This is a genomic window from Paraburkholderia gardini (genome assembly GCF_907164545.1).
Lineage (GTDB): Bacteria > Pseudomonadota > Gammaproteobacteria > Burkholderiales > Burkholderiaceae > Paraburkholderia > Paraburkholderia gardini.
In genome coordinates, this window is sequence record NZ_CAJQZB010000007.1 from 106,215 (window position 1) to 125,789 (window position 19,575).

At 64.1% G+C, this 19,575-nt stretch carries 17 protein-coding genes and 2 tRNA genes; 11 read left to right on the top strand and 8 right to left on the bottom strand.

The genetic code is table 11. The features are described from left to right. The first annotated feature begins 683 nt into the window (after positions 1-683). The 6 genes from LPA37_RS07745 (at position 684) to LPA37_RS07770 (ending at position 8,022) form a co-directional block, all read left to right on the top strand. Positions 684-3,896: a ribonuclease E/G gene (locus LPA37_RS07745; protein WP_229012186.1), complete on the top strand. Its 3,213-nt coding sequence runs from the start codon at positions 684-686 to the stop codon at positions 3,894-3,896. 192 nt (positions 3,897-4,088) lie between these two features. Then, positions 4,089-5,186 (top strand): GTP 3',8-cyclase MoaA, encoded by a 1,098-nt coding sequence (gene moaA / locus LPA37_RS07750; protein WP_229012187.1) that lies wholly within the window; start codon positions 4,089-4,091, stop codon positions 5,184-5,186. Between the two features lie 13 nt (positions 5,187-5,199). Continuing rightward, a complete protein-coding gene (gene mobA, locus LPA37_RS07755) occupies positions 5,200-5,814 on the top strand; it encodes a molybdenum cofactor guanylyltransferase MobA (protein ID WP_229012188.1) in 615 nt (204 codons plus the stop codon). A 90-nt stretch (positions 5,815-5,904) separates the two neighbouring features. Then, entirely contained in the window at positions 5,905-7,203 is a 1,299-nt protein-coding gene (moeA, locus tag LPA37_RS07760) for a molybdopterin molybdotransferase MoeA (RefSeq protein ID WP_228975586.1), read from the top strand. A 46-nt stretch (positions 7,204-7,249) separates the two neighbouring features. Beyond that, positions 7,250-7,525 carry a hypothetical protein gene (locus LPA37_RS07765; RefSeq protein WP_090529165.1) on the top strand — a complete coding sequence of 92 codons (276 nt, stop codon included), beginning with the start codon at positions 7,250-7,252 and terminating at the stop codon, positions 7,523-7,525. Next, the gene (locus LPA37_RS07770) at positions 7,525-8,022 is read left to right on the top strand and encodes a GNAT family N-acetyltransferase (RefSeq protein WP_228975589.1); all 498 of its coding nucleotides are present in this window, start codon (positions 7,525-7,527) and stop codon (positions 8,020-8,022) included. Before LPA37_RS07765 ends, LPA37_RS07770 begins: the two co-directional genes overlap by 1 nt. A 147-nt stretch (positions 8,023-8,169) precedes the next feature. On the opposite strand, the gene LPA37_RS07775 is transcribed toward LPA37_RS07770, so the two are convergent. The 5 genes from LPA37_RS07775 to pncB form a co-directional block, all read right to left on the bottom strand. Further along, the gene (locus LPA37_RS07775; RefSeq protein WP_228975591.1) at positions 8,170-9,654 is read right to left on the bottom strand and encodes a DNA recombination protein RmuC; all 1,485 of its coding nucleotides are present in this window, start codon (positions 9,652-9,654) and stop codon (positions 8,170-8,172) included. Next, positions 9,651-10,640, bottom strand: coding sequence for a 2-hydroxyacid dehydrogenase (locus LPA37_RS07780; RefSeq protein WP_229012189.1), 990 nt, complete (start codon positions 10,638-10,640; stop codon positions 9,651-9,653). The genes LPA37_RS07775 and LPA37_RS07780 overlap by 4 nt, the downstream gene beginning before the upstream one ends. 68 nt (positions 10,641-10,708) lie before the next feature. Continuing rightward, complete coding sequence (locus LPA37_RS07785; RefSeq protein WP_229012190.1) at positions 10,709-12,139, bottom strand: sodium:proton antiporter; 1,431 nt, start codon at positions 12,137-12,139, stop codon at positions 10,709-10,711. Between the two features lie 43 nt (positions 12,140-12,182). Next, positions 12,183-12,845, bottom strand: a complete 663-nt coding sequence (locus LPA37_RS07790) for a LutC/YkgG family protein (RefSeq protein ID WP_229012191.1) — start codon at positions 12,843-12,845, stop codon at positions 12,183-12,185. Positions 12,846-12,957: 112 nt separating this feature from the next. Continuing rightward, positions 12,958-14,154: a nicotinate phosphoribosyltransferase gene (pncB, locus tag LPA37_RS07795; protein ID WP_228975597.1), complete on the bottom strand. Its 1,197-nt coding sequence runs from the start codon at positions 14,152-14,154 to the stop codon at positions 12,958-12,960. A gap of 314 nt (positions 14,155-14,468) precedes the next feature. Between pncB and fdxA the strand changes: the two genes are divergently transcribed. From fdxA to LPA37_RS07810, 3 genes are all read left to right on the top strand, one after another. Further along, positions 14,469-14,792 carry a ferredoxin FdxA gene (gene fdxA / locus LPA37_RS07800; protein ID WP_228975599.1) on the top strand — a complete coding sequence of 108 codons (324 nt, stop codon included), beginning with the start codon at positions 14,469-14,471 and terminating at the stop codon, positions 14,790-14,792. Positions 14,793-14,916: 124 nt separating this feature from the next. Then, a tRNA-Asn gene (locus tag LPA37_RS07805) sits at positions 14,917-14,992 on the top strand. 77 nt (positions 14,993-15,069) lie between these two features. Further along, positions 15,070-15,145: transfer RNA gene (locus LPA37_RS07810), tRNA-Asn, on the top strand. Positions 15,146-15,251: 106 nt separating this feature from the next. On the opposite strand, the gene LPA37_RS07815 is transcribed toward LPA37_RS07810, so the two are convergent. The 3 genes from LPA37_RS07815 to LPA37_RS07825 are packed head-to-tail and all read right to left on the bottom strand — an operon-like array spanning position 15,252 to position 17,966. Next, entirely contained in the window at positions 15,252-15,848 is a 597-nt protein-coding gene (locus LPA37_RS07815; RefSeq protein ID WP_229012192.1) for a LutC/YkgG family protein, read from the bottom strand. Then, positions 15,835-17,226 (bottom strand): lactate utilization protein B, encoded by a 1,392-nt coding sequence (locus LPA37_RS07820; protein ID WP_229012193.1) that lies wholly within the window; start codon positions 17,224-17,226, stop codon positions 15,835-15,837. Before LPA37_RS07820 ends, LPA37_RS07815 begins: the two co-directional genes overlap by 14 nt. After that, positions 17,223-17,966, bottom strand: a complete 744-nt coding sequence (locus LPA37_RS07825) for a (Fe-S)-binding protein (protein ID WP_228975605.1) — start codon at positions 17,964-17,966, stop codon at positions 17,223-17,225. Before LPA37_RS07825 ends, LPA37_RS07820 begins: the two co-directional genes overlap by 4 nt. Before the next feature lie 177 nt (positions 17,967-18,143). Between LPA37_RS07825 and LPA37_RS07830 the strand changes: the two genes are divergently transcribed. After that, positions 18,144-18,632 carry a CreA family protein gene (locus LPA37_RS07830; RefSeq protein ID WP_407672497.1) on the top strand — a complete coding sequence of 163 codons (489 nt, stop codon included), beginning with the start codon at positions 18,144-18,146 and terminating at the stop codon, positions 18,630-18,632. A gap of 60 nt (positions 18,633-18,692) precedes the next feature. Then, positions 18,693-19,532 (top strand): AraC family transcriptional regulator, encoded by an 840-nt coding sequence (locus tag LPA37_RS07835; protein WP_228975607.1) that lies wholly within the window; start codon positions 18,693-18,695, stop codon positions 19,530-19,532. The last annotated feature ends 43 nt before the right edge of the window (positions 19,533-19,575 follow it).

Below are 19,575 nucleotides of genomic sequence, written 5' to 3' on the forward strand. Positions count from 1 at the left end.
GTATTACACTGGAATGCGGGCGGATTGCGCAGGTGCAAGCGATAAACCGCTATTTTACTTGCGCCAGGGTCTGGCTGCTCACCCTGAAAATGAGATGCAGCGAGTTGCACGCACGGAACCAGCACCCGGCAGGGACGGCGCCCACAGGCGCGTTCGGTCACGGTCGGCTCCGACGGTAACGGAATGTTGGCAAAAAAGAATTTATCCGGTGAGCGTAGGTCGCGGGCGGTCTGATGGCCCCGCGTGATGCTCCTGGTTGCGAATATACGGCGTGCGCCCGAGCGCGTCCTGCAGAGAATGCGGGGCATGGCGACGTCAAAATGAGGCGAGACACCCCGAGTGGGAAGTCGGGCGTTTTGAGCAAGCTTCCCGCTGCGGCATGGCCGCAGCCTTCGTCCGGATGGTCCTGCGCACAGCTGGCGCGCCGGAAGGACACATGAAGGCGATGCAGGTCGGACTGCCAGAACCCCCGGCGTGTCGTGCCGTTATTTGAAGCCGTATTCGCGTGTGCCCAGCGGCACCGTGTCCGTATGCCGGACCGGCCCCGTATCTGGCAATTCTCCCACCATCGTTCCCGCTCCAGCGTGCTTGTGAAAACACAATAAGGCGCGGCATGCCGCTGCCCTCGACGTTCCGGCTGACAACCGGCACGCGGGCAGGCAGAGCCGCTCTGGAGCCGTTCAATGAAACGCATGCTGTTTAATGCGACGCAGCAGGAAGAACTGCGCGTCGCCATCGTCGATGGGCAAAAACTCATCGATATCGACATCGAGACCGCCGGCCGCGAACAACGCAAAGGCAATATCTACAAAGGTGTCATCACCCGTATCGAGCCGTCGCTCGAAGCCTGTTTCGTCAATTACGGCGAAGACCGGCACGGTTTTCTCCCGTTCAAGGAAGTCGCCCGTCAGTATTTCCGTGACGGCGTCGACATGCGCTCGGCACGTATCCAGGATGCGCTGCGCGAAGGCCAGGAACTGATCATTCAGGTCGAAAAGGAAGAGCGCGGCAACAAGGGCGCGGCCCTCACCACGTTCATTTCGCTCGCCGGCCGTTACCTCGTGCTGATGCCGAACAATCCGCGCGGCGGCGGCGTGTCGCGCCGGATCGAAGGCGACGACCGTCAGGAACTGCGCGAAACCATGGCGCAGCTGCAACTGCCGGAAGGCATGAGCATCATCGCGCGCACGGCCGGTATCGGCCGCTCGGCCGAAGAGCTGCAATGGGACCTGAACTACCTGATGCAGCTGTGGCGCGCGATCGAAGCCGCGTCGCAAAGCGGCTCGTCAGGTCAGCCGATGCTGATTTATCTCGAATCGAGCCTCGTGATCCGCGCGATTCGCGACTATTTCCAGCCGGATATCGGCGAAATCCTGATCGACACCACGGAAATCCATGACCAGGCACGCGCCTTCATGGACATCGTGATGCCGGACAACGTCAGCAAGGTGAAGCGGTATCACGACGACGTGCCGCTCTTCTCGCGTTTCCAGATCGAACACCAGATCGAAACGGCGTACTCGCGCACGGTGCCGCTGCCGTCGGGCGGCGCGATCGTGATCGACCACACCGAAGCGCTCGTCGCGATCGACGTGAACTCGGCACGCGCCACCAAGGGCGCCGACATCGAGGAAACGGCCGCGCGCACGAACCTCGAAGCCGCCGACGAAGTCGCCCGCCAGTTGCGTCTGCGCGACCTGGGCGGCCTGATCGTGATCGATTTCATCGACATGGAATCGGCCAGGAGCCAGCGCGAAGTCGAGCAACGCCTGAAAGATGCGTTGAAGCACGACCGTGCGCGTGTCCAGATGGGCAAGATCTCGCGCTTCGGCCTGATGGAACTGTCGCGTCAACGCCTGCGTCCGGCCCTGTCGGAAGGCAGCCACGTGACGTGCCCGCGCTGTAACGGCACGGGTCACATCCGCGATACCGAATCGTCCGCGCTGCAGGTGCTGCGGATCATTCAGGAAGAAGCGATGAAGGAAAACACCGCGGCGATCCATTGCCAGGTGCCGGTCGAAGTGACCGCCTTCCTGCTGAACGAGAAACGCGCGGAAATCAACAAGATCGAATCGCGCTTCAAGGTCAACGTCGTGCTGATCCCGAACAAGCACCTCGACACGCCGCATTACAAGCTCGAGCGCCTGCGTCACGACGATGCGCGCCTCGACGAACCGCGTGCTTCGTGGAAAATGGCCGAAGAAGCGGCTCGCGAACTGGAATCGGAAACCGGCTACAGCAAGCGCACCGAAGAAGTGAAGCCGAAGCAGGAAGCAGCGGTCAAGGGCATCACGCCCGAGAAGCCGGCGCCGAGTGCTCCGGTGAAGCCGGCTGCGGCGACGCCCGCGTCTGTCGCGGTAACACCGGCTGGCGGTGGATTCATCGGCTGGCTGAAGAATCTGTTTGGCGTGGCGCCCGCAGCGCCTGCTCCGGCTCCTGCCCCGGCTGAAAAGCCGGCGCGTCCGGCACGCGGCGAACGCGGTGAGCGAACCGGCGAACGCGGTGGCGATCGCAATCGTAACCGCCGTGGCGGCGCAGGTGGCCGCGATGCGGCTGGCCGCACCGAAGGCGCGAGCGCCGGCCGTCAAGGTCAACCGTCGCAACGTCAGGAACGCGAAGGTCGCGAGCCGCGTGAGGCACGCGAAGGCCGTGAGGCACGTGAACCGCGTGAGCAACGCGAGCCGCGCGAACAACGTGAACCGCGCAACGCCCGCGAACCGCGCGAAGCACGTGAAGGTCGCGATGCACGTGGCGAGCGTGGTCAGGAACGTGGCGAACGCGTGGAAGCCAACGAAGGCACACCGCGCGGCGAGCGTCAGGAACGCGGCGAGCGCCGTGAACGCGGAGAACGTGGCGAGCGCCGCAACCGTCAGCCGCAGGAAGGCGAAGCGCTGAATCAGGAAGCAACGCTCGAAACCGCGCTGCCGGTTCAGGCAGACATGACTGAAGGCGCTGCGCCGGCCGATCAGGAAGCGATTGCACGTGAAGGTGAAGAGCGTCGTCGTCGCCGTCGCGGCCGTCGCGGCGGTCGTCGCGAGCGCGAGGAAGACGGTTCGAACGTCAACCTGGCCGCCGACGTTGCTGAAGCAGAAGGCGATACCGTGAACGTCGCAGCCGATGCACCGGTGCGTGCGCCGGAGCCGCGCGTGGAACGTAGCGAAGCGAAGGATGTGACGCCGGTGGAAGTCGTGGTTGCCGCCGTTGCAACGCAAACCGCCGTGGTCAGCGAACTGCACGCTGCGGCCGAAACGCCGGCTCTCGCCGTCGAAAAGGCAGCGAAGTCCGAAGCGGTTGTCCCGGCTGACGAAGCACCGGTTGCGCAGGCTGGGTCCGCAGTCGAAGCGCCGGCTGCGCCGTCCTTCGAACCGGTGGCCGCGGAACCGGCACCGGCAGTCGCGGCGACGCCCGCTGAGCCCGTTGTACCGGTTGCGTCTGCCGCACCCGCTGTCAGCGAGACGCTCACGCAGGTCGAACCGGTTGCTCACACGGCGGCGCCTGCCGTCGAAGCGCACGCCGAGCCGGCGCTCGCGCCGGTCTACGAAGCGGCTGTCGAAGCCACCGTCGCACCGGCGGTGCAGGCTGAGGTTCACGCTGAACCACAACCTGCCGCTGTCGAAGCGCCCGTTGCCGCGGTGCCAGCGCCGGCGGCACCGGTAGCAGCGACCCCGGCACGCGAGGCATCGCGCCCGAACGGCCTGTCGCCTGAAGCCCTCCAGCCGGTGCTTGAACAGGCCGGCCTCGTGTGGGTGAACACCGACACGGACAAGCTGCGCGCCGCTCAGGAAGCCGCTGCTCAAACCGTCAAACCAGCACGCGTCGTGCGCGAGCGCAAGCCGCTTCCGCCGGCTGACAGCGCGCCGATGCAGCAGGTCGAAACGGCAAAGCACTCGCAATAAGCCAGTCTGGCTGTTACAGGCAAAAGACCCGCCCTCACCGGCGGGTTTTTTGTTTCTGGGGGTAGCACGCTGTTCCGGGCGCGAGCCGGTGACGCGGCGCCCATACCAGGTATGTCCCCAGGTTGGACGGGGGTCAACGGCGGGCCCCTGTCTTTCCGCTAGAATGGACATCCAGACGATACAAAAGCGATCATGTCCCGACGCATCATTCCTGTTGCCGATGTCAGCGCGATTCCGGATTACTCCGGTCCCGCGCACGCGCCCCGTGGCGAGCTGACGGACACGCTCGCGCGCCCGCTGCGCGACCTGCGCATCTCGGTGACCGATCGCTGTAACTTCCGCTGCGTCTATTGCATGCCGCGCGCGGTGTTCGACAAGGACTACCCGTTCCTGCCCCACGGCGCCCTGCTCACGTTCGAGGAAATCGAGCGCCTCGCGCGCGTGTTCGTCGAACATGGCGTCGAGAAAATCCGTCTGACGGGCGGCGAGCCGCTGCTGCGCAAGAACCTCGAATTCCTGATCGAACGCCTCGCCGCGCTGAAAACCGCCGGCGGCCAGCCGCTCGATCTCACGCTCACCACCAACGGATCGCTCCTCGCCCGCAAGGCGCGCAGCCTGAAAGATGCTGGCCTGACGCGCGTTACCGTCAGTCTCGACGCGCTCGACGACGCGCTGTTCCGCCGCATGAACGACGCCGATTTCGCGGTCGACGACGTCCTGAAGGGCATCGCAGCCGCACACGATGCCGGACTCGCATCGATCAAGGTGAACATGGTCGTGAAACGCGGCACGAACGACACCGAGATCATCCCGATGGCGCGGCACTTCAAGGGCACGAGTGCGGTGCTGCGCTTTATCGAATACATGGATGTCGGCACGTCGAACGGCTGGAACATGACTGAAGTCCTGCCTTCGGCGGACGTCATCGAGCGCATCGCCGCGCATTTCCCGCTCGTGCCGCTCGAAGCGCACAGCGCCGCCGAAACCGCGCAACGCTGGGGTTACGCCGACGGCGGCGGCGAAGTCGGCGTGATTTCCAGCGTCACGCGTGCGTTCTGCGGCAGTTGCACCCGCGCGCGGCTGTCGACCGAAGGCAAGCTGTATCTGTGTCTCTTTGCCTCGTCCGGCCACGATCTGCGCGCGCTCGTGCGCAATGGCGCAAGCGATGCCGAGATTGCCACCGCCGTCGCCCGCATCTGGCACACGCGCGCCGATCGCTACTCGCAGTTGCGCGGCAGCGCGAGCGCGTCGGAAGCGCGGCGCGTTGAAATGTCGTACATCGGCGGCTAAGGCCGTCGCGTTCATGTCGATCCCCACCGGACAGATCACCGGCCTCGTTCTCGCAGGCGGACGCGGCACGCGCATGGGCGGCCTCGACAAAGGCCTGCAACCCCTGCACGGCGAGCCGCTGGCGCTGCATGTGCTCAGGCGTCTCGCGCCCCAGACCGGACCGGTTCTGATCAGCGCCAACCGTCACATCGAGCAGTACGCCGAACTGGGCGCGGCGTTCGGCGCGACGGTCGTCGGCGATTCCCTGCCCGGTTTTCCAGGCCCGCTCGCCGGGCTGCTGGCCGGGCTGCGCGCGGCGCAAACCGGTTTCGTGCTGAGCGCGCCGTGCGACACGCCGAATCTTCCCGCCGGCCTCGCGCAGCAACTGGTCGACGCGCTCGAAGCGAACGCGGCCGATATCGCTACCGTCACGACCCGGGACGCGAGCGGCGAAACCGTCCTGCATCCTGTTATCGCACTGCTACGCACGTCGCTGGCCGACGATCTGGCGACTTTCCTCGCCGCCGGCGAGCGCAAGGTACGCGCGTGGTACGCGCGCCACACGACCGTCGAAGTCGGCTTTACCGACGGGCGCGCGTTTTACAATGCCAACTCCTTGCGGGAACTCGCCGATCTCGAACGGGCATAAGACCTTGTGCAGCGGCTATAGCCGCCTCCGGTCGCACGCGTCACGAGACGATCGCCGGATCCGCATCCGGGCCGCGACGCATCTCACCCAATGACCACGTTTAACGACTTTTCCCGTTGTATCGTCCAGTACGACCCTCACGCGCTGCCTGTGTCCTCGGCCCAGGCGATCGTGCGCGAATGGGCGAGCCCGGTGACGGCAGTCGAGCGCGTGCCGTTGCATGACGCGCTCGACCGCGTGCTGGCCGAAGATATCGTTTCGCCGATCAACGTGCCCGCGCACGACAATTCGGCGATGGACGGCTACGCGTTCGACGGCGCATCGCTCGAAGCACAGGTCGCCGCCCAGGTTTCGCTTCGAGTCGCGGGGAAGGCGCTCGCGGGTCACGCGTTCGGGCGGGCAATCACGGCTGGAGAATGCGTGCGCGTCATGACCGGCGCGCTGATCCCGCCCGGCTGCGACACGGTCGTGCCGCAGGAAGCCGTGACCCGCGAAGCGGACACGGTTCATTTCGCCGCGACCGCATTGATGCGTGGCGCGAATCGCCGCCTCGCCGGAGAGGATCTGGCACAGGGCCAGCCCGCATTGCGCGCGGGCCGCATCGTGCGTGCATCCGATCTCGGTCTGCTTGCCTCGCTGGGTATCGGCGAAGTGCCGGTGCGCCGGCGACTGCGCGTCGCGTTCTTTTCCACCGGCGACGAGTTGCGCTCGCTCGGCGAGCCGCTCGACCCCGGCTGCGTGTACGACAGTAACCGTCACACGCTGTTCGCGATGCTGCGCCGGATGAACATCGCCGCGCTGGATCTTGGCGTCGTGCGCGATGAACCAGCCGCGCTCGAAGCGGCACTGCGCAACGCTGCCGAAAGCGCGGACGTCGTGCTGACGTCTGGCGGCGTCTCGGTTGGCGAAGCAGATTTCACGAAGCAGCTGGTACGCACGTTCGGCGACGTCGCGTTCTGGAGTCTCGCGATGCGCCCAGGCCGCCCGCTGGCGTTTGGCCGCGTATGGTCCGGCGGCCGGCCCGGCGCCGGTCACCCCGCGCTGTTCTTCGGCCTGCCGGGCAATCCCGTCGCGGTGATGGTGACCTTCTACCAGATCGTGCGCGAAGCGCTCATCGTCATGTCCGGCGCGACGGTTTCGCCGCAACCTGTTATTTCGGCGACCAGCACGCAGGCGATCCGCAAACGCCCTGGCCGCACGGAATTCCAGCGCGGCATCGCGACACGCGACCCGCACGGCCAGTGGCACGTCACGCCAACCGGTTCGCAAGGCTCCGGCGTGCTCAGTTCGATGAGCGAAGCGAATTGTTTCCTCATGCTCGCGCACGAGCAATCTGACATCGATGAAGGCGACACTGTCGACATCATGCTGTTCGACGGCCTCGTCTGAACACCCCATCTCAACGAAACCATCACGACTAGCAGGTTTGATTCAAATGAAAAAGCAGATCTCCTTCATCGCGCCGGGACAAACCGCCAAGGCGCTGATTCTGGTTTATCTGACGTTCAGCGTGCCGATCGTGTTGCTAGGCGTGCTCGTCGCATTCTTCCGCTATGGCTCCGTCGAACTGAGCACCGTGTTCAGCGCGCTGCTGCTGAACGCGATTCTCGGTTTCATCCTGCTGTGGATCGCGTGCCACGCGTATAACTGGGTTGCGTCGCGCTTTGGCGGCATCGAGATTCATCTGTCCGACGCGCCGGAAGAAGCCTGATGGCCGCCACCATCCGCTCAGCGACGCCCGCCGACATCGGCGCGATTTTCGCGCTCATCTACGAGCTGGCCGAATTTGAAAAGCTCACGCATCTGTTCGTCGCGACCGAAGAGGGCCTGCACGATGCGTTGTTCGGTGAGAAGCCTTCGTCAGAAGCGCTGGTTGCCGAAGCAGACGGATGCGTCGTGGGCTTCGCGCTCTTCTTCCACAATTTTTCGACGTTCCTCGGTCGCCGTGGGCTGTATCTCGAGGATCTCTACATCCAGCCTTCACAACGCGGCACGGGTCTCGGCACGGCGATGCTGCAGCGCCTCGCCGCGCTGGCCGTCGAACGCCAGTGCGGACGCTTCGAATGGTCCGTGCTGGACTGGAACCAGCCAGCCATCGATTTCTACGAGAAGATGGGCGCGAGCGTAATGCCCGACTGGCGCATCGTGCGCATCACGGGCGACGCGCTCGAGAAGCTGGCCGCGCCTGGGCGTATCAAGGCGGGTTGATTGCCTGGCTCTGCCGCGCCGCCATTGGTGTCGGGTTAGCGAAGTTTTCCTTCGATGGGCCCGCCGTCGTCAGTCAGCTAGCGTCAACCACGTTGCACACGCTGGGCATCTTCACCCCGCCGCAGCGTGCGGTGCGTGAAGACCGGATCACGGTTCGTCCGCATCCGCGCCTGAGAGCGTATCGCCGAGCAGCCCACTCGCCGCTTCGCCCGGCAACGCCTCGACATCGCGCAACTTGCGGTTCATCACCCGCGTACGCGTTTCTGCCTGTTCGATCGAACGCGTGACGGTTTCGAGTTGCGCCTTTGTCTTCGACAGCACGTCGCCGAACTTGCCGAACTCCGTTTTCACCGCGCCCAGAACCTGCCAGACCTCGCTCGAACGCTTTTCGATCGCCAGCGTGCGAAAACCCATCTGCAGACTGTTGAGCAACGCTGTCAGCGTGGTCGGGCCAGCAATCGTCACGCGGTATTCACGCTGTAACAGGTCGGTCAGGCCAGGGCGACGCAGGATCTCCGCATACAGACCCTCGGTTGGCAGGAACAGCAGCGCGAAATCAGTGGTATGCGGCGGCGATACGTACTTTTCCGCGATGGTCCGTGCCTCCGCGCGGATACGCGCTTCGAGCGCGCGCGACGCGTCTTCGACCGCCACCGGATCAGCCCGCTCCTGCGCATCGATCAGACGCTCATAGTCTTCGCGCGGGAATTTGGCATCGATCGGCAGCCACACCGGAATCGCGACGCCATCGGCTGAATCTTGCCGCCCCGGCAGCTTGATCGCGAACTCCACACGATCGCCGCTCTTCGGAATCGTGGCGACGTTCTTCGCGTACTGGTCGGACGTCAGCAACTGTTCGAGCAACGCCTCCAGCTGCACTTCGCCCCACGTGCCGCGCGTCTTCACGTTCGTCAGCACCTTCTTGAGATCGCCGACGCCCGCGGCGAGCGTCTGCATCTCCCCCAGCCCGCGATGCACCTGCTCGAGCCGGTCGGAGACCTGCTTGAACGATTCGCCAAGACGCTGCTCGAGTGTCGCGTGCAGTTTCTCGTCGACCGTGCGACGCATTTCCTCGAGCTTCGTCGAGTTGTTCGCCTCGATGTCCTTCAGACGCTGCTCGATCGTCGCCCGGACCTCGGCGAAACGCCGGTCGTTCGCCTCGGTCAGCTGGGCCAGCTGCATCGTGAGCGTGTCGCCGAAGCGCTTGAGCGTCACGCCCTGCTCTTCTCGCGCCTGCAACGACTGCTGCTGCAAACTCTGGCGCACGGCTTCGAGCTGTTGCGCGTTCGATTCGGTGAGCTTCACGAGCTGCTGCGCAAAGCCGTCGATCTGGTTGTTCTGGACGGTCGCGATACTCGTGAGCTGCGACGCAAGTGTCGTCTGGAACTGCGAAAAGCCGCTGGCCAGTTCCAGCCGCGACGTGCGCGCCGTCTCCGTGATCTCGCTGCGCAGTTCACGTTCGAGCCGTTCGTAAGCACGCGCCTGCGCGTCGGCGGCGTCGGTCATCCGCCCGCCGAGCGCCGCGAGAGAGTCGTTCGTATCGGCACCGTTGCGGCCGCGCATCAACACGAGCAAGGCAACGACAAGCGCGATCGCCAGAATGACGACGGCCGCGAGCAAAAGAGTGGTCATGTACGCCCTTTCCCCAGCACTTCAGGATTGATCGGACTGGGCGGCCGCCCGGCACGCGGACCCTCGCCGAGCGCCGCGATGAGATTGTCCGCCGCGAGATTCGCCATCGCGCGCCGCGTGGCTTCGGTCGCGCTCGCGATATGCGGCGTGAGCACCACGTTCGGCACGGTAAGCAGATCGGGATTGAGCTTCGGCTCGCCTTCGTACACGTCGAGGCCTGCCGCCGCGATGCGCTTCGCGCGCAATGCCTCGACGAGCGCGGCGTCATCGACAATACCGCCACGCGCGATATTCGTGAGCGTCGCCGTCGGCTTCATCAAGGCAAGCTCGGCCGCGCCGATCGTGTGATGACTGTCCTTCGTATAGGGCAGCACGAGCACGACGTGATCGGCACGACGCAACAGTTCTTCCTTCGATACGTACTGCGCGTTCAGTTCAGCCTCGATCTGCTCCGCGACGCGCGAGCGGTTGTGATAGATCACCTGCATGTTGAAGCCGCGCGCACGCCGCGCCAGCGCCTGCCCGATGCGCCCCATGCCGATCACGCCAAGGGTCGAGCCGTACACGTCGCCGCCAAGGAAACTGTCGTAGCTCCACTTCTGCCAGTGGCCGGCGCGCAACCAGTGTCCGGATTCCTCGATACGGCGCGCGGCCGCCATCATCAGCGCCCAGCCGAAATCGGCCGTCGACTCGTTCAGGACATCGGGCGTGTTCGTGCCGAGCACGTTCGCGCGATTGAACGCGGCCATATCGAAGTTGTTGTAGCCGACGGCCATGTTCGCCACCACACGCAGCCGTGGCGCCGCGGCAAGTGTCGATGCCCCGACCGGGTCGCCGGCTGTCAGCGCGCCGTCCTTGTCGGCAAGCCGGCGGGCAAGTTCGTCGGCGCCCAGCACGTCTGCGTTGTTCCAGTCCACATCGAAATGCTGCTTGAGCCGGTCGATCACGTCCGGAAAGATCGGACGTGCCACAAGAATCTTCTGCATTGTCATTCTCCGGAGTTGCCGCCCGCGCCGCCCGCACACGACGCTGGCCTCGTTACCCATCTATACAGTCAGAAAAACAGCCAGGTGCCCAGCAGGAACACTGGCATCAACACGACCAGCGCCCAGCCAAGGTACGCGAAAAAGCCCGGCATGCGCACGCCGCGCGATTCCGCGATCGCCTTGACCATGAAATTCGGCGCGTTGCCGATATAGCTGTTCGCGCCCATGAACACCGAGCCCGCGGAAATGGCCGCGAGCGTCATGGCGCCCGAGGTCATGAGCGTATGCGCATCTCCGCCGGCCAGGTTGAAAAACACCAGATAGGTTGGCGCGTTGTCCAGGAACGACGACAGGATGCCGGTCGCCCAGAAATACATCGCATCGTGCGGCTGGCCCGACGCGTCGTTGACGAGATGCACGATGCCCGCGAACGCGCCGTCCTGGCCCGCGCGCAGGATCACGATAACCGGCGCGATCGTCACGAAGATACCGGCGAACAGCTTCGCCACTTCCTCGATGGGCGCCCAGTTGAAATCGTTGCCTTCGCGTGCGGTGCGCGGCGTGATGGCGAGCGATACGAGCGTCACGACGATCAGCGCCGCGTCGCGAACCGCGTTTTGCAGCGCGACGTGCGTGCCGAACAGGTCGAATTCGATACCCGGCTTCCACAGGCCGCTCATCAGCACGAGCCCGATCACCGCGCCGAGCAGCACGAAATTGATCTTGCCGTCGAGCCCGAACGGCGCGGAATCGGGCGTCGGATCCAGAAACGGTGTGCGCGACTCCTCGCGACGGCGGAAATAGTACGAATCGAGCACGTAAAAGATGGCGAGCAGCGCCACGCAGACAAACAGCATCGGCAACGCGAGATGCGTCGTCGTCCAGAAAAAGTTCACGCCGTTGAGAAAGCCGAGGAAGAGCGGCGGATCGCCGAGCGGCGACAGCGAGCCGCCTGCATTCGCGACCAGAAAGATGAAGAACACCACGACGTGAACCACGTGTTTGCGATTGTCGTTCGCGCGCAGGAGCGGGCGAATCAGCAGCATCGCCGCGCCCGTCGTGCCCATGATGCTGGCGAGCACGGTGCCGAGCGCGAGAATGCCCGTGTTAAGACGTGGCGAGCCATGCAGGTTCCCACGTACGCAAATGCCGCCCGCCACCGTATAGAGCGAAGTCAGCAGCACGATGAACGGGATGTATTCCTCGAACAGCGCATGCACGAACGTGCCGAACGCCACATCCGCGCCGAAAGCGACGGCGAACGGAATCAGGAATACGGCCGCCCATGCCGCCGAGATCTTGCCGAAATGGTGATGCCAGAACGTCGGCGCGACGAGCGGGAAGATCGCGATAGAAAGCAGCATGCCCGCAAAAGGCACGCCCCATGACGCGGAAAGCGTTGCACCATCGAGTGTGGCGGCGGCGGCAAGTTGTGGACACGTTGCCACCAGCAAGGCAACAAGCGCCATGCCCGCGCGCGACGCGGTATGTCGTTTCATCAGGGGATCCGGAATTGAGATAAGCGACCGGTCGCGTAACGCTTCACGCGCCACGGACGACGATCGCGTGAACCCGGTAAGGGCCGTGCGCGCCAAGCACGATGGTCTGTTCGATATCGCCGGTACGCGAAGGCCCGGAGACGAAATTGACCGCACGCGGCAACTCGCCGCGCTCGGCCCGGATCAGGCTGAACGCATCCTCATGACCCGCGACTATGCGCGATGCTGGCACGATCGCGATATGCGTTTCCGGCAGCAGGCCCGCCGATGAATACGTCTGCGGTCCCGACAGCAGTACCAGCGTACCGGTTTCGGCCGTCGCGCAGAAGCAGCCCGTGATGCCGACGGGGTCGAGGTTCCCGGGCTTGCGAAATTCGACTGCGATGCCGGCGTCAGCCCACGCGAGTTCGCGCAGCGTCTCCCACGCGACGGCCTGCACCGGAAGGTTGCGCTCCAGCAGATAACGATGCGCTGCCGCGGGCACATCGCTCAACGTCGCGACTTCCTCGACGGTGGTCGACATCTTGCGTGCTTCATCGACAAAACGCGCGACGAGGTCATCCGGCATGGGCGGCCGCGGACCTTCGGGATGGCGCGCGAGATAGTCCGCGACGGCTTCGCGTTCGGACGCGGCAGGTTCGGCTGGACGGCCCTGCGCTGCGCGTATGCGAGCCAGAATGTTGCGACGGGCAACCGGTGTGTCCATGTGCAATCCTCGTGACGATGACCATGACCTTGCGGTATCGGGAGAATTATACCGGCCGCCCCTCGCGCGAACACCTGGCCGGATGGCCGTGTTCGCGCACGTCGACGTTGCGTTACTTCGCGGCGTCTTCCTCGGGCGATTCGATGCCGAACACCTGGCGCAGATAGGCGAGATAGGCCCTGTCTTCGCACATGTTCTTGCCCGGCGAATCGGAGAGTTTCGCGACGGGCTGACCATTGCAGCGGACCATCTTGATCACGATCTGCAGCGGGTTATAGCCGAGATCGTTGGTGAGGTTCGTGCCGACGCCGAACGCGAGCTTGCAACGCCCGCGGAACCGTTCATACAGCTGGAGCACCTTCGGAATATCGAGCGCATCGGAGAACACGAGAACTTTCGTGCGCGGGTCGCAGCGGTTCGCCTCGTAGTGCTTCAGCAGGCGTTCGCCCCAGTCGAACGGATCGCCCGAATCGTGGCGCGCCCCGTCGAACAGCTTGCAGAAGTACATATCGAAGTCGCGCAGGAACGCCTGCATGCCGTACACGTCAGAGAGCGCAATACCCAGATCGCCGCGATATTCCTTCGCCCACATCTCAAAGCCGAAGATCTGCGAATCGCGCAGTCGCGGCCCCAGCGCCTGACAGGCCTGCAGGTACTCATGCGCCATCGTGCCGAGCGGCGTCAGGCCATGCTTGAGTGCGTAGAACACGTTGCTCGTGCCCGCGAACTGCTCGCCGAGACCGTCCTTCAGCGTGAGGATCACCTCTTCATGCCACTGCTTCGAGAAGCGGCGCCGCGTGCCGTAATCCGCGATCTTGCATTCGGAGAATTCCGGACGCGCGCCCAGCAGCTGGATCTTCTCGCGCAGACGCTCGCGCCCTTCCGTGTAATCCGGCTTTTGCTGCGTGTTGCGGAAATACACCTCGTTGACGATCGCGAGCATCGGAATCTCGAAGAGGATCGTATGCAGCCAGGGTCCCTTGATTTCGATGTCGATCTCGCCGTTTCCCTTCTCCGATGGCTTGATCGAAATGTATTTTTCGCTCAGATGGAAAAGCGCGAGAAACTCGATGAAGTCGCCCTTGATGAAACGCATGCGGCGCAGGTAATCGAGCTCGTCGTCGGTGAAATGCAGATGGCAGAGCTGACGGACCTCATCGCGGATTTCGTCGATATACGGCACAAGATCGATGTTCGGCGTCCGGCAGCGAAATCTGTATTCCGCATTCGCAGCGGGAAAATGATGCAGAACGACCTGCATCATCGTGAACTTGTACAGATCAGTATCGAGCAGCGAATTAATAATCATGTTGTGCAAGCCGGACTGCCAATAATCGGAGATGGCCGCAGGAGGCACCTCGTAACCCGGATGCCCCGAACGGACCGACCTGTCGCATGTTACCCGAATGCGCGCCGCCACACGGGCCGAAGGGCCTCTGCCGGATGGCCAGCGTCCGGCCGCCAGGGTGGGCTCGCGCCAGCAACAGCCGCCGCGCTCCATAAACTAATCACGAAACGATATAAACCCCCATTGACCGCCAGCCTATACGGCTCTTGACCTTACGCTACAATAGCGGTTTTGGCGTTTCGCCTCCCCAGATACCGCATGCAGGAGCTGCCTGAATGACTCACGTTGTGACCGAAAGCTGCATCAAGTGCCGCTATACCGACTGCGTCGATGTGTGCCCGGTGGACTGCTTTCGCGAAGGTCCCAACTTCCTCGCGATCGATCCCGATGAGTGCATCGACTGTGCTGTTTGCGTCGCCGAATGCCCGGTGAACGCGATCTATGCCGAAGAAGACGTGCCGGGCGACCAGCAGGATTTCATCCCCCTGAACGCCGATCTCGCGAAGGGCTGGCCGAGCATCACGAAGACCAAAACGCCGCTGCCGGAAGCCGACGACTTCAAGGACGTGAAAGAAAAGCTGGCGATGCTCGAGCGTTGAGCGGCGCGGGTCTGCGCCCCGGAGCGCCGCGCGCCACGTGCAGCGGAAGCACAATCGGGGTGAGCAAAAGCTATTGACAGGCCCTGAAGCACCCCATACAATTTCGCTTCTCTGCTGTTGTTGTTCCCCGATAGCTCAGTTGGTAGAGCGCCGGACTGTTAATCCGTAGGTCCCTGGTTCGAGCCCAGGTCGGGGAGCCAAGAAATTGCAAAGGCCCGTTAGCCATAACGGGCTTTTTTACGTAAAGTAGCACCGCAGCAGCAAGTTGCATTGTTGTTCCCCGATAGCTCAGTTGGTAGAGCGCCGGACTGTTAATCCGTAGGTCCCTGGTTCGAGCCCAGGTCGGGGAGCCAGAATTCGAAGGCCCGCATTTTTGCGGGCCTTTTTGTTTTCTGTTTCTGCACTCCTCTTTTGCCTTCCGTGCTTTACGCAGCCACCGGTTGCGTAAAGCCGGAACGATCAGCCCTGCGCATTCCCCCCGAGCCATACCACCGTCAGCGACCGCACGCCCTGCGCGCCGCGGATCAGCACGCCTTCGATATCCGCCGTCGCCGACGGGCCGGTCACGAGCACCGCGTAGCGCGCATCGCGAAAATCCGGCCGACGGTAGACGTCCTGCAAGCCATCGACGATCCGCGTCGGGTCGAGCAGCACGACGAGATGCTGCGCCAGATAGCCCAGCGCGTTCACCACGTACTCTTTCTCGCTGAACCAGACCGAGCCGGTTTCCGCGACGCCGAAGCGCGCCCTCACGACGCCCACGTCGACGTCCTCCAGCGAAGCCGGCGGCGTGTCCGGGTTCATCGCACGCGTGCCCTGCACTTCGGACGTTGCGCTGCAAATCACTGCGTCGGCGCCGAAACGCGCGTCGAGCAGCGCGCGCACGTCCGCGGCCGTTGCCGCCTCGACGCAGGTTCCACCCATCAAGCCAAGCGCCGCGATGAAACGCTCGCGCAGGTCGCCGCCGGGCGAAGCGAACAGCGGCACATCGGGTCGCGGCCGACCCGCGGGCTGCGCCGCGCGCACCCTCGCGAGGAAATCGTCACGCGTTGCCATCACGGCCTCCGCGATTCTTTTTGTACCACTCGTGGAAAGTCATGGCCGGCGCGTCCGGCAATTCGCGTTGCCGGCCCCAGATGTTGAGCGGGTTATACAGCACGAAATTCGGCAGGCGCTTCAGCGCGCCGCCCAGCGACGCGATCGTCGCGCGATACAGCGTCGGGCTCGCGAGGAGCCGCCCCGCCATTTTCAGCACTTCCTTCTTCACCAACGGCACTTCGTGGCGCACCGCGATCACTTCGCGCCACTTGTAGATCTGCTCGTGGATATTGATCTTCACCGGACACACGTTCGTGCAGCTGCCATTCAGTGTCGACGCGAACGGCAGCGCGCTATAGCGCTTCAGGTCGAACGTCGGGTTGATGATCGCGCCGATCGGCCCCGAATACGTGCCGCCATACGAGAGCCCGCCGCTGCGCCGGTACACCGGACACGTATTCATGCAGGCGCCGCAGCGGATGCACTTGAGCGAGTACCAGAAGTCCTCCATCGCGAGCCGCTCGATACGGCCGTGGTCGACGAGGATGAAATGCATCTCCGTGCCGGGCCGCGGTGCGCGAAAGTGCGACGTGTACTGCGTGATCGGCGAGCCCAGTGCACTGCGCGAGAGCATCCGCACGAATACGCCAAGATCGGCAATCCGCGGAATGATTTTCTCGATGCCGATCGAAGCGATATGCAGCGGCGGCACATTGGCCGACAGGTCCGCATTGCCCTCGTTCGTGCAGACGACCACTGTGCCCGTCTCCGCAATCGCGAAATTGCAGCCGGTCATGCCGGCGGTCTTCTCGCGCACGAAATACGGGCGCGTGTCCATGCGCTGGCTTTCGGCGAGATAGTGAATGTCGCTGTTCTTCGGATCGGTGCCGATCGTGCGGCCGAACAGTTCCGCCACGTCGCCGCGCAGCTTGTGGACCGCCGGCACGACCATGTGGCTCGGGTCCTGGTGATCGAGTTGCTGGATGCGCTCGCCGAGATCCGTTTCCATCACCGTGATGCCGCGCGGCTCCAGATAGTCGCGCATCGCGCATTCGTCGGTGAGCATCGACTTGCTCTTGACGAGCGCCGTCATGCCACGCTCCGACATGAGCCGGTAGACGATCTCGTTGTGCTCTTCCGCGTTCGCCGCCCAGTGAACCACGACGCCGTTGGCCCCGGCCGCATCCGCGAACTGCTCGAGATACGACGACAGATGCGACAGTGCGTGTTCCTTGATGCCCGAGGCGAGTTCGCGCATCGTCTCCCATTCGGCGATGCCGTGCGCCTGCGCATCGCGCTTCTGGCGCAAATCCCACAACCGTTTGTCGTGAAACGCGACGTGATCCGCTTTCGCGATGAATTCGCCGGCCGCTTTCGCGTGATCGATACGCTTCATTCGCGTGCTCCGTTCAGCACCTGCGCGATATGGATGAAGCGGGCGTCCGCCTTCATCCGCTCGGCGCAGCCCTGTTGATGCATCAGACACGACATGTCGCCCGACACGATGTACTGCGCGCCCGCATCCAGATGATCGCGCACCTTGTCCTGCCCCATGCGGACCGAGACGGCCTCTTCGGTCACCGAGAACGTGCCGCCGAAACCGCAGCATTCGTCGGGTCGCGCGGGGCTCACGAACTCGATGCCCTTCACGCCCTGCAGCAGCGTGCGCGATTTCGAGAACGGCATGCCGGCGATCTCCGAAACCGATCCCTGATGCAGATGCCGCAACGCGCTGCAACTGTTGTGCAACCCGACGCGGTGCGGAAACTCCGCCCACGGAAATTCCCGCACGCCGACTACGTCATGCAGGAACTCGACAAGCTCCCAGGCACTGGCCCGCACCTTCGAGACTTCGCCAGTCTGCTCGATGGCGGTGAAATGCTCGCGCACGTGGTGAGTGCAGCTCGCCGACGGTCCGACGATGTAGTCGTAGCCCGCGAAATTGCGGGCGAACACGCGCTCGGTGCCGGCCGCGTCGACCTGCGCGCCGCTGTTGCCCATGGGCTGGCCGCAGCAGGTCTGGTCCTGCGGATAGTCGACGTCGATGCCGAAACGCTCTAGCAGTTCGAGCGTCGCAATGCCGACTTCCGGGTAGAACGCATCGATGAAACAGGGGATGAACAGCGCGACTTTCATGGGTAAACCAGACGGGTTATAGGGGACGTCGTGCGACGGCGATGCGGAATTCACACACCTGTCGTTATTGGTAAAGTTGGTCTGACCATCAAATATAAAAGGGACGCAAGGCGCTGTCAAACCTCGTCCGCACGCCGACCTGCCGGTATACGATGGCGGTTTTCTGATGGAATTGCGATGACACATACATTGTTGCGGGCGTCGTTCATGGCCGTGTCAGCGGCATGGCTGGCCGGGGTCGCGCCGCTCGCGCACAGCGAGGAAGTCGGGAGCGTCAATACGAACTTCCATCTGACGGGCTCCGATCGCGTGGTGGTCGAGGCGTATGACGATCCGGACGTGGCCGGCATCACCTGCTACGTGTCGCGGGCGCGCACGGGCGGCATCAAGGGGACGCTTGGCATCGCGGAAGATCCGACCGAGGCGTCGATTGCCTGCCGGCAGGTCGGCGCGATCCACTTCAACGGGCCGCTCAGGCAGCAGTCGGACGTGTTTTCCGAACGCATGTCGCTGGTCTTCAAGACGCTGCATGTGGTGCGGGTCGTCGATCCGAAGCGCAATACGCTCGTGTATCTGACGTACAGCGACCGCGTCGCCACGGGCAGCGCGAAAAACAGCGTCACAGCCGTACCGATGCCGGCCGGCACGACAATTCCGGTGAAGTAACAAGTCGGCCCATCGAATGGACGCTCGCGCTAGACTGATGGGTCCAGCTGGACTTTGCTCATGACTTCGACCGGTTCTTCCACCCGCTTTCGCGATTCCCCCCGCTACTGGCGCACGCCGCTCATCCCCGGTGCGGAGATGCTCACGGCCGAGTATTACGATCAGGCGTTCACGCCGCACTGGCACGACGCGTACGCGATTCCGGTGATCGAAGCGGGCGCGGAAACCTACCGTTATCGCGGGTCGACCCATGTCGCCGAGGCCGGCAGCGTGCCGGTCATCAATCCTGGCGAGCTGCACACTGGCTCCCGGGCCGTCGATGCGGGCTGGCGCTACCGCGTGATGTACGCGCCGGTCGACTTCCTCCAGAGAATCGCCGACGACCTCGCCGGCAGGCCGCAACCGTTGCCGTGGTTCGATCCAGGCGTGATTCGCGATCGCGATCTCGCGTACCGCCTGCGGCACGCGCATCAACTGATGGAAGCCGGCGACGACCTGCTCGCGGCCGAAACCGCGATGATCGACGCATTGTCGACGCTGCTCGCCCGCTACGGCAGCACGCAGCCCGAAACGCAAAGAATCGCGGCGAACGATCCGCGCGTCGCGAGGATGCAGGCACAACTGGGCGCCGACCTTGCGGCGCCGGTGCAACTGTCGGATCTGGCGGGCGCCGTCGGGTTGTCGCCCTTTCACGCCGCGCGGCTCTTCGCGCAGGCGACGGGCATGCCGCCCCACGCGTGGCGCAACCAGATCCGCCTGCAACGCGCGCTGGGACCCCTGCGGGCGGGTGCCTCGGTCGCGGACGTCGCCGCCGCCAGCGGCTTCGCCGACCAGAGCCATTTCACACGCCATTTCCGGCGCATGTTCGGCGTGCCGCCGGGGCGCTGGCAGTCGGCATAAGTGGCCCGGATGGCGTCCGGCACGCCTGCCCCCTTGCTCAACG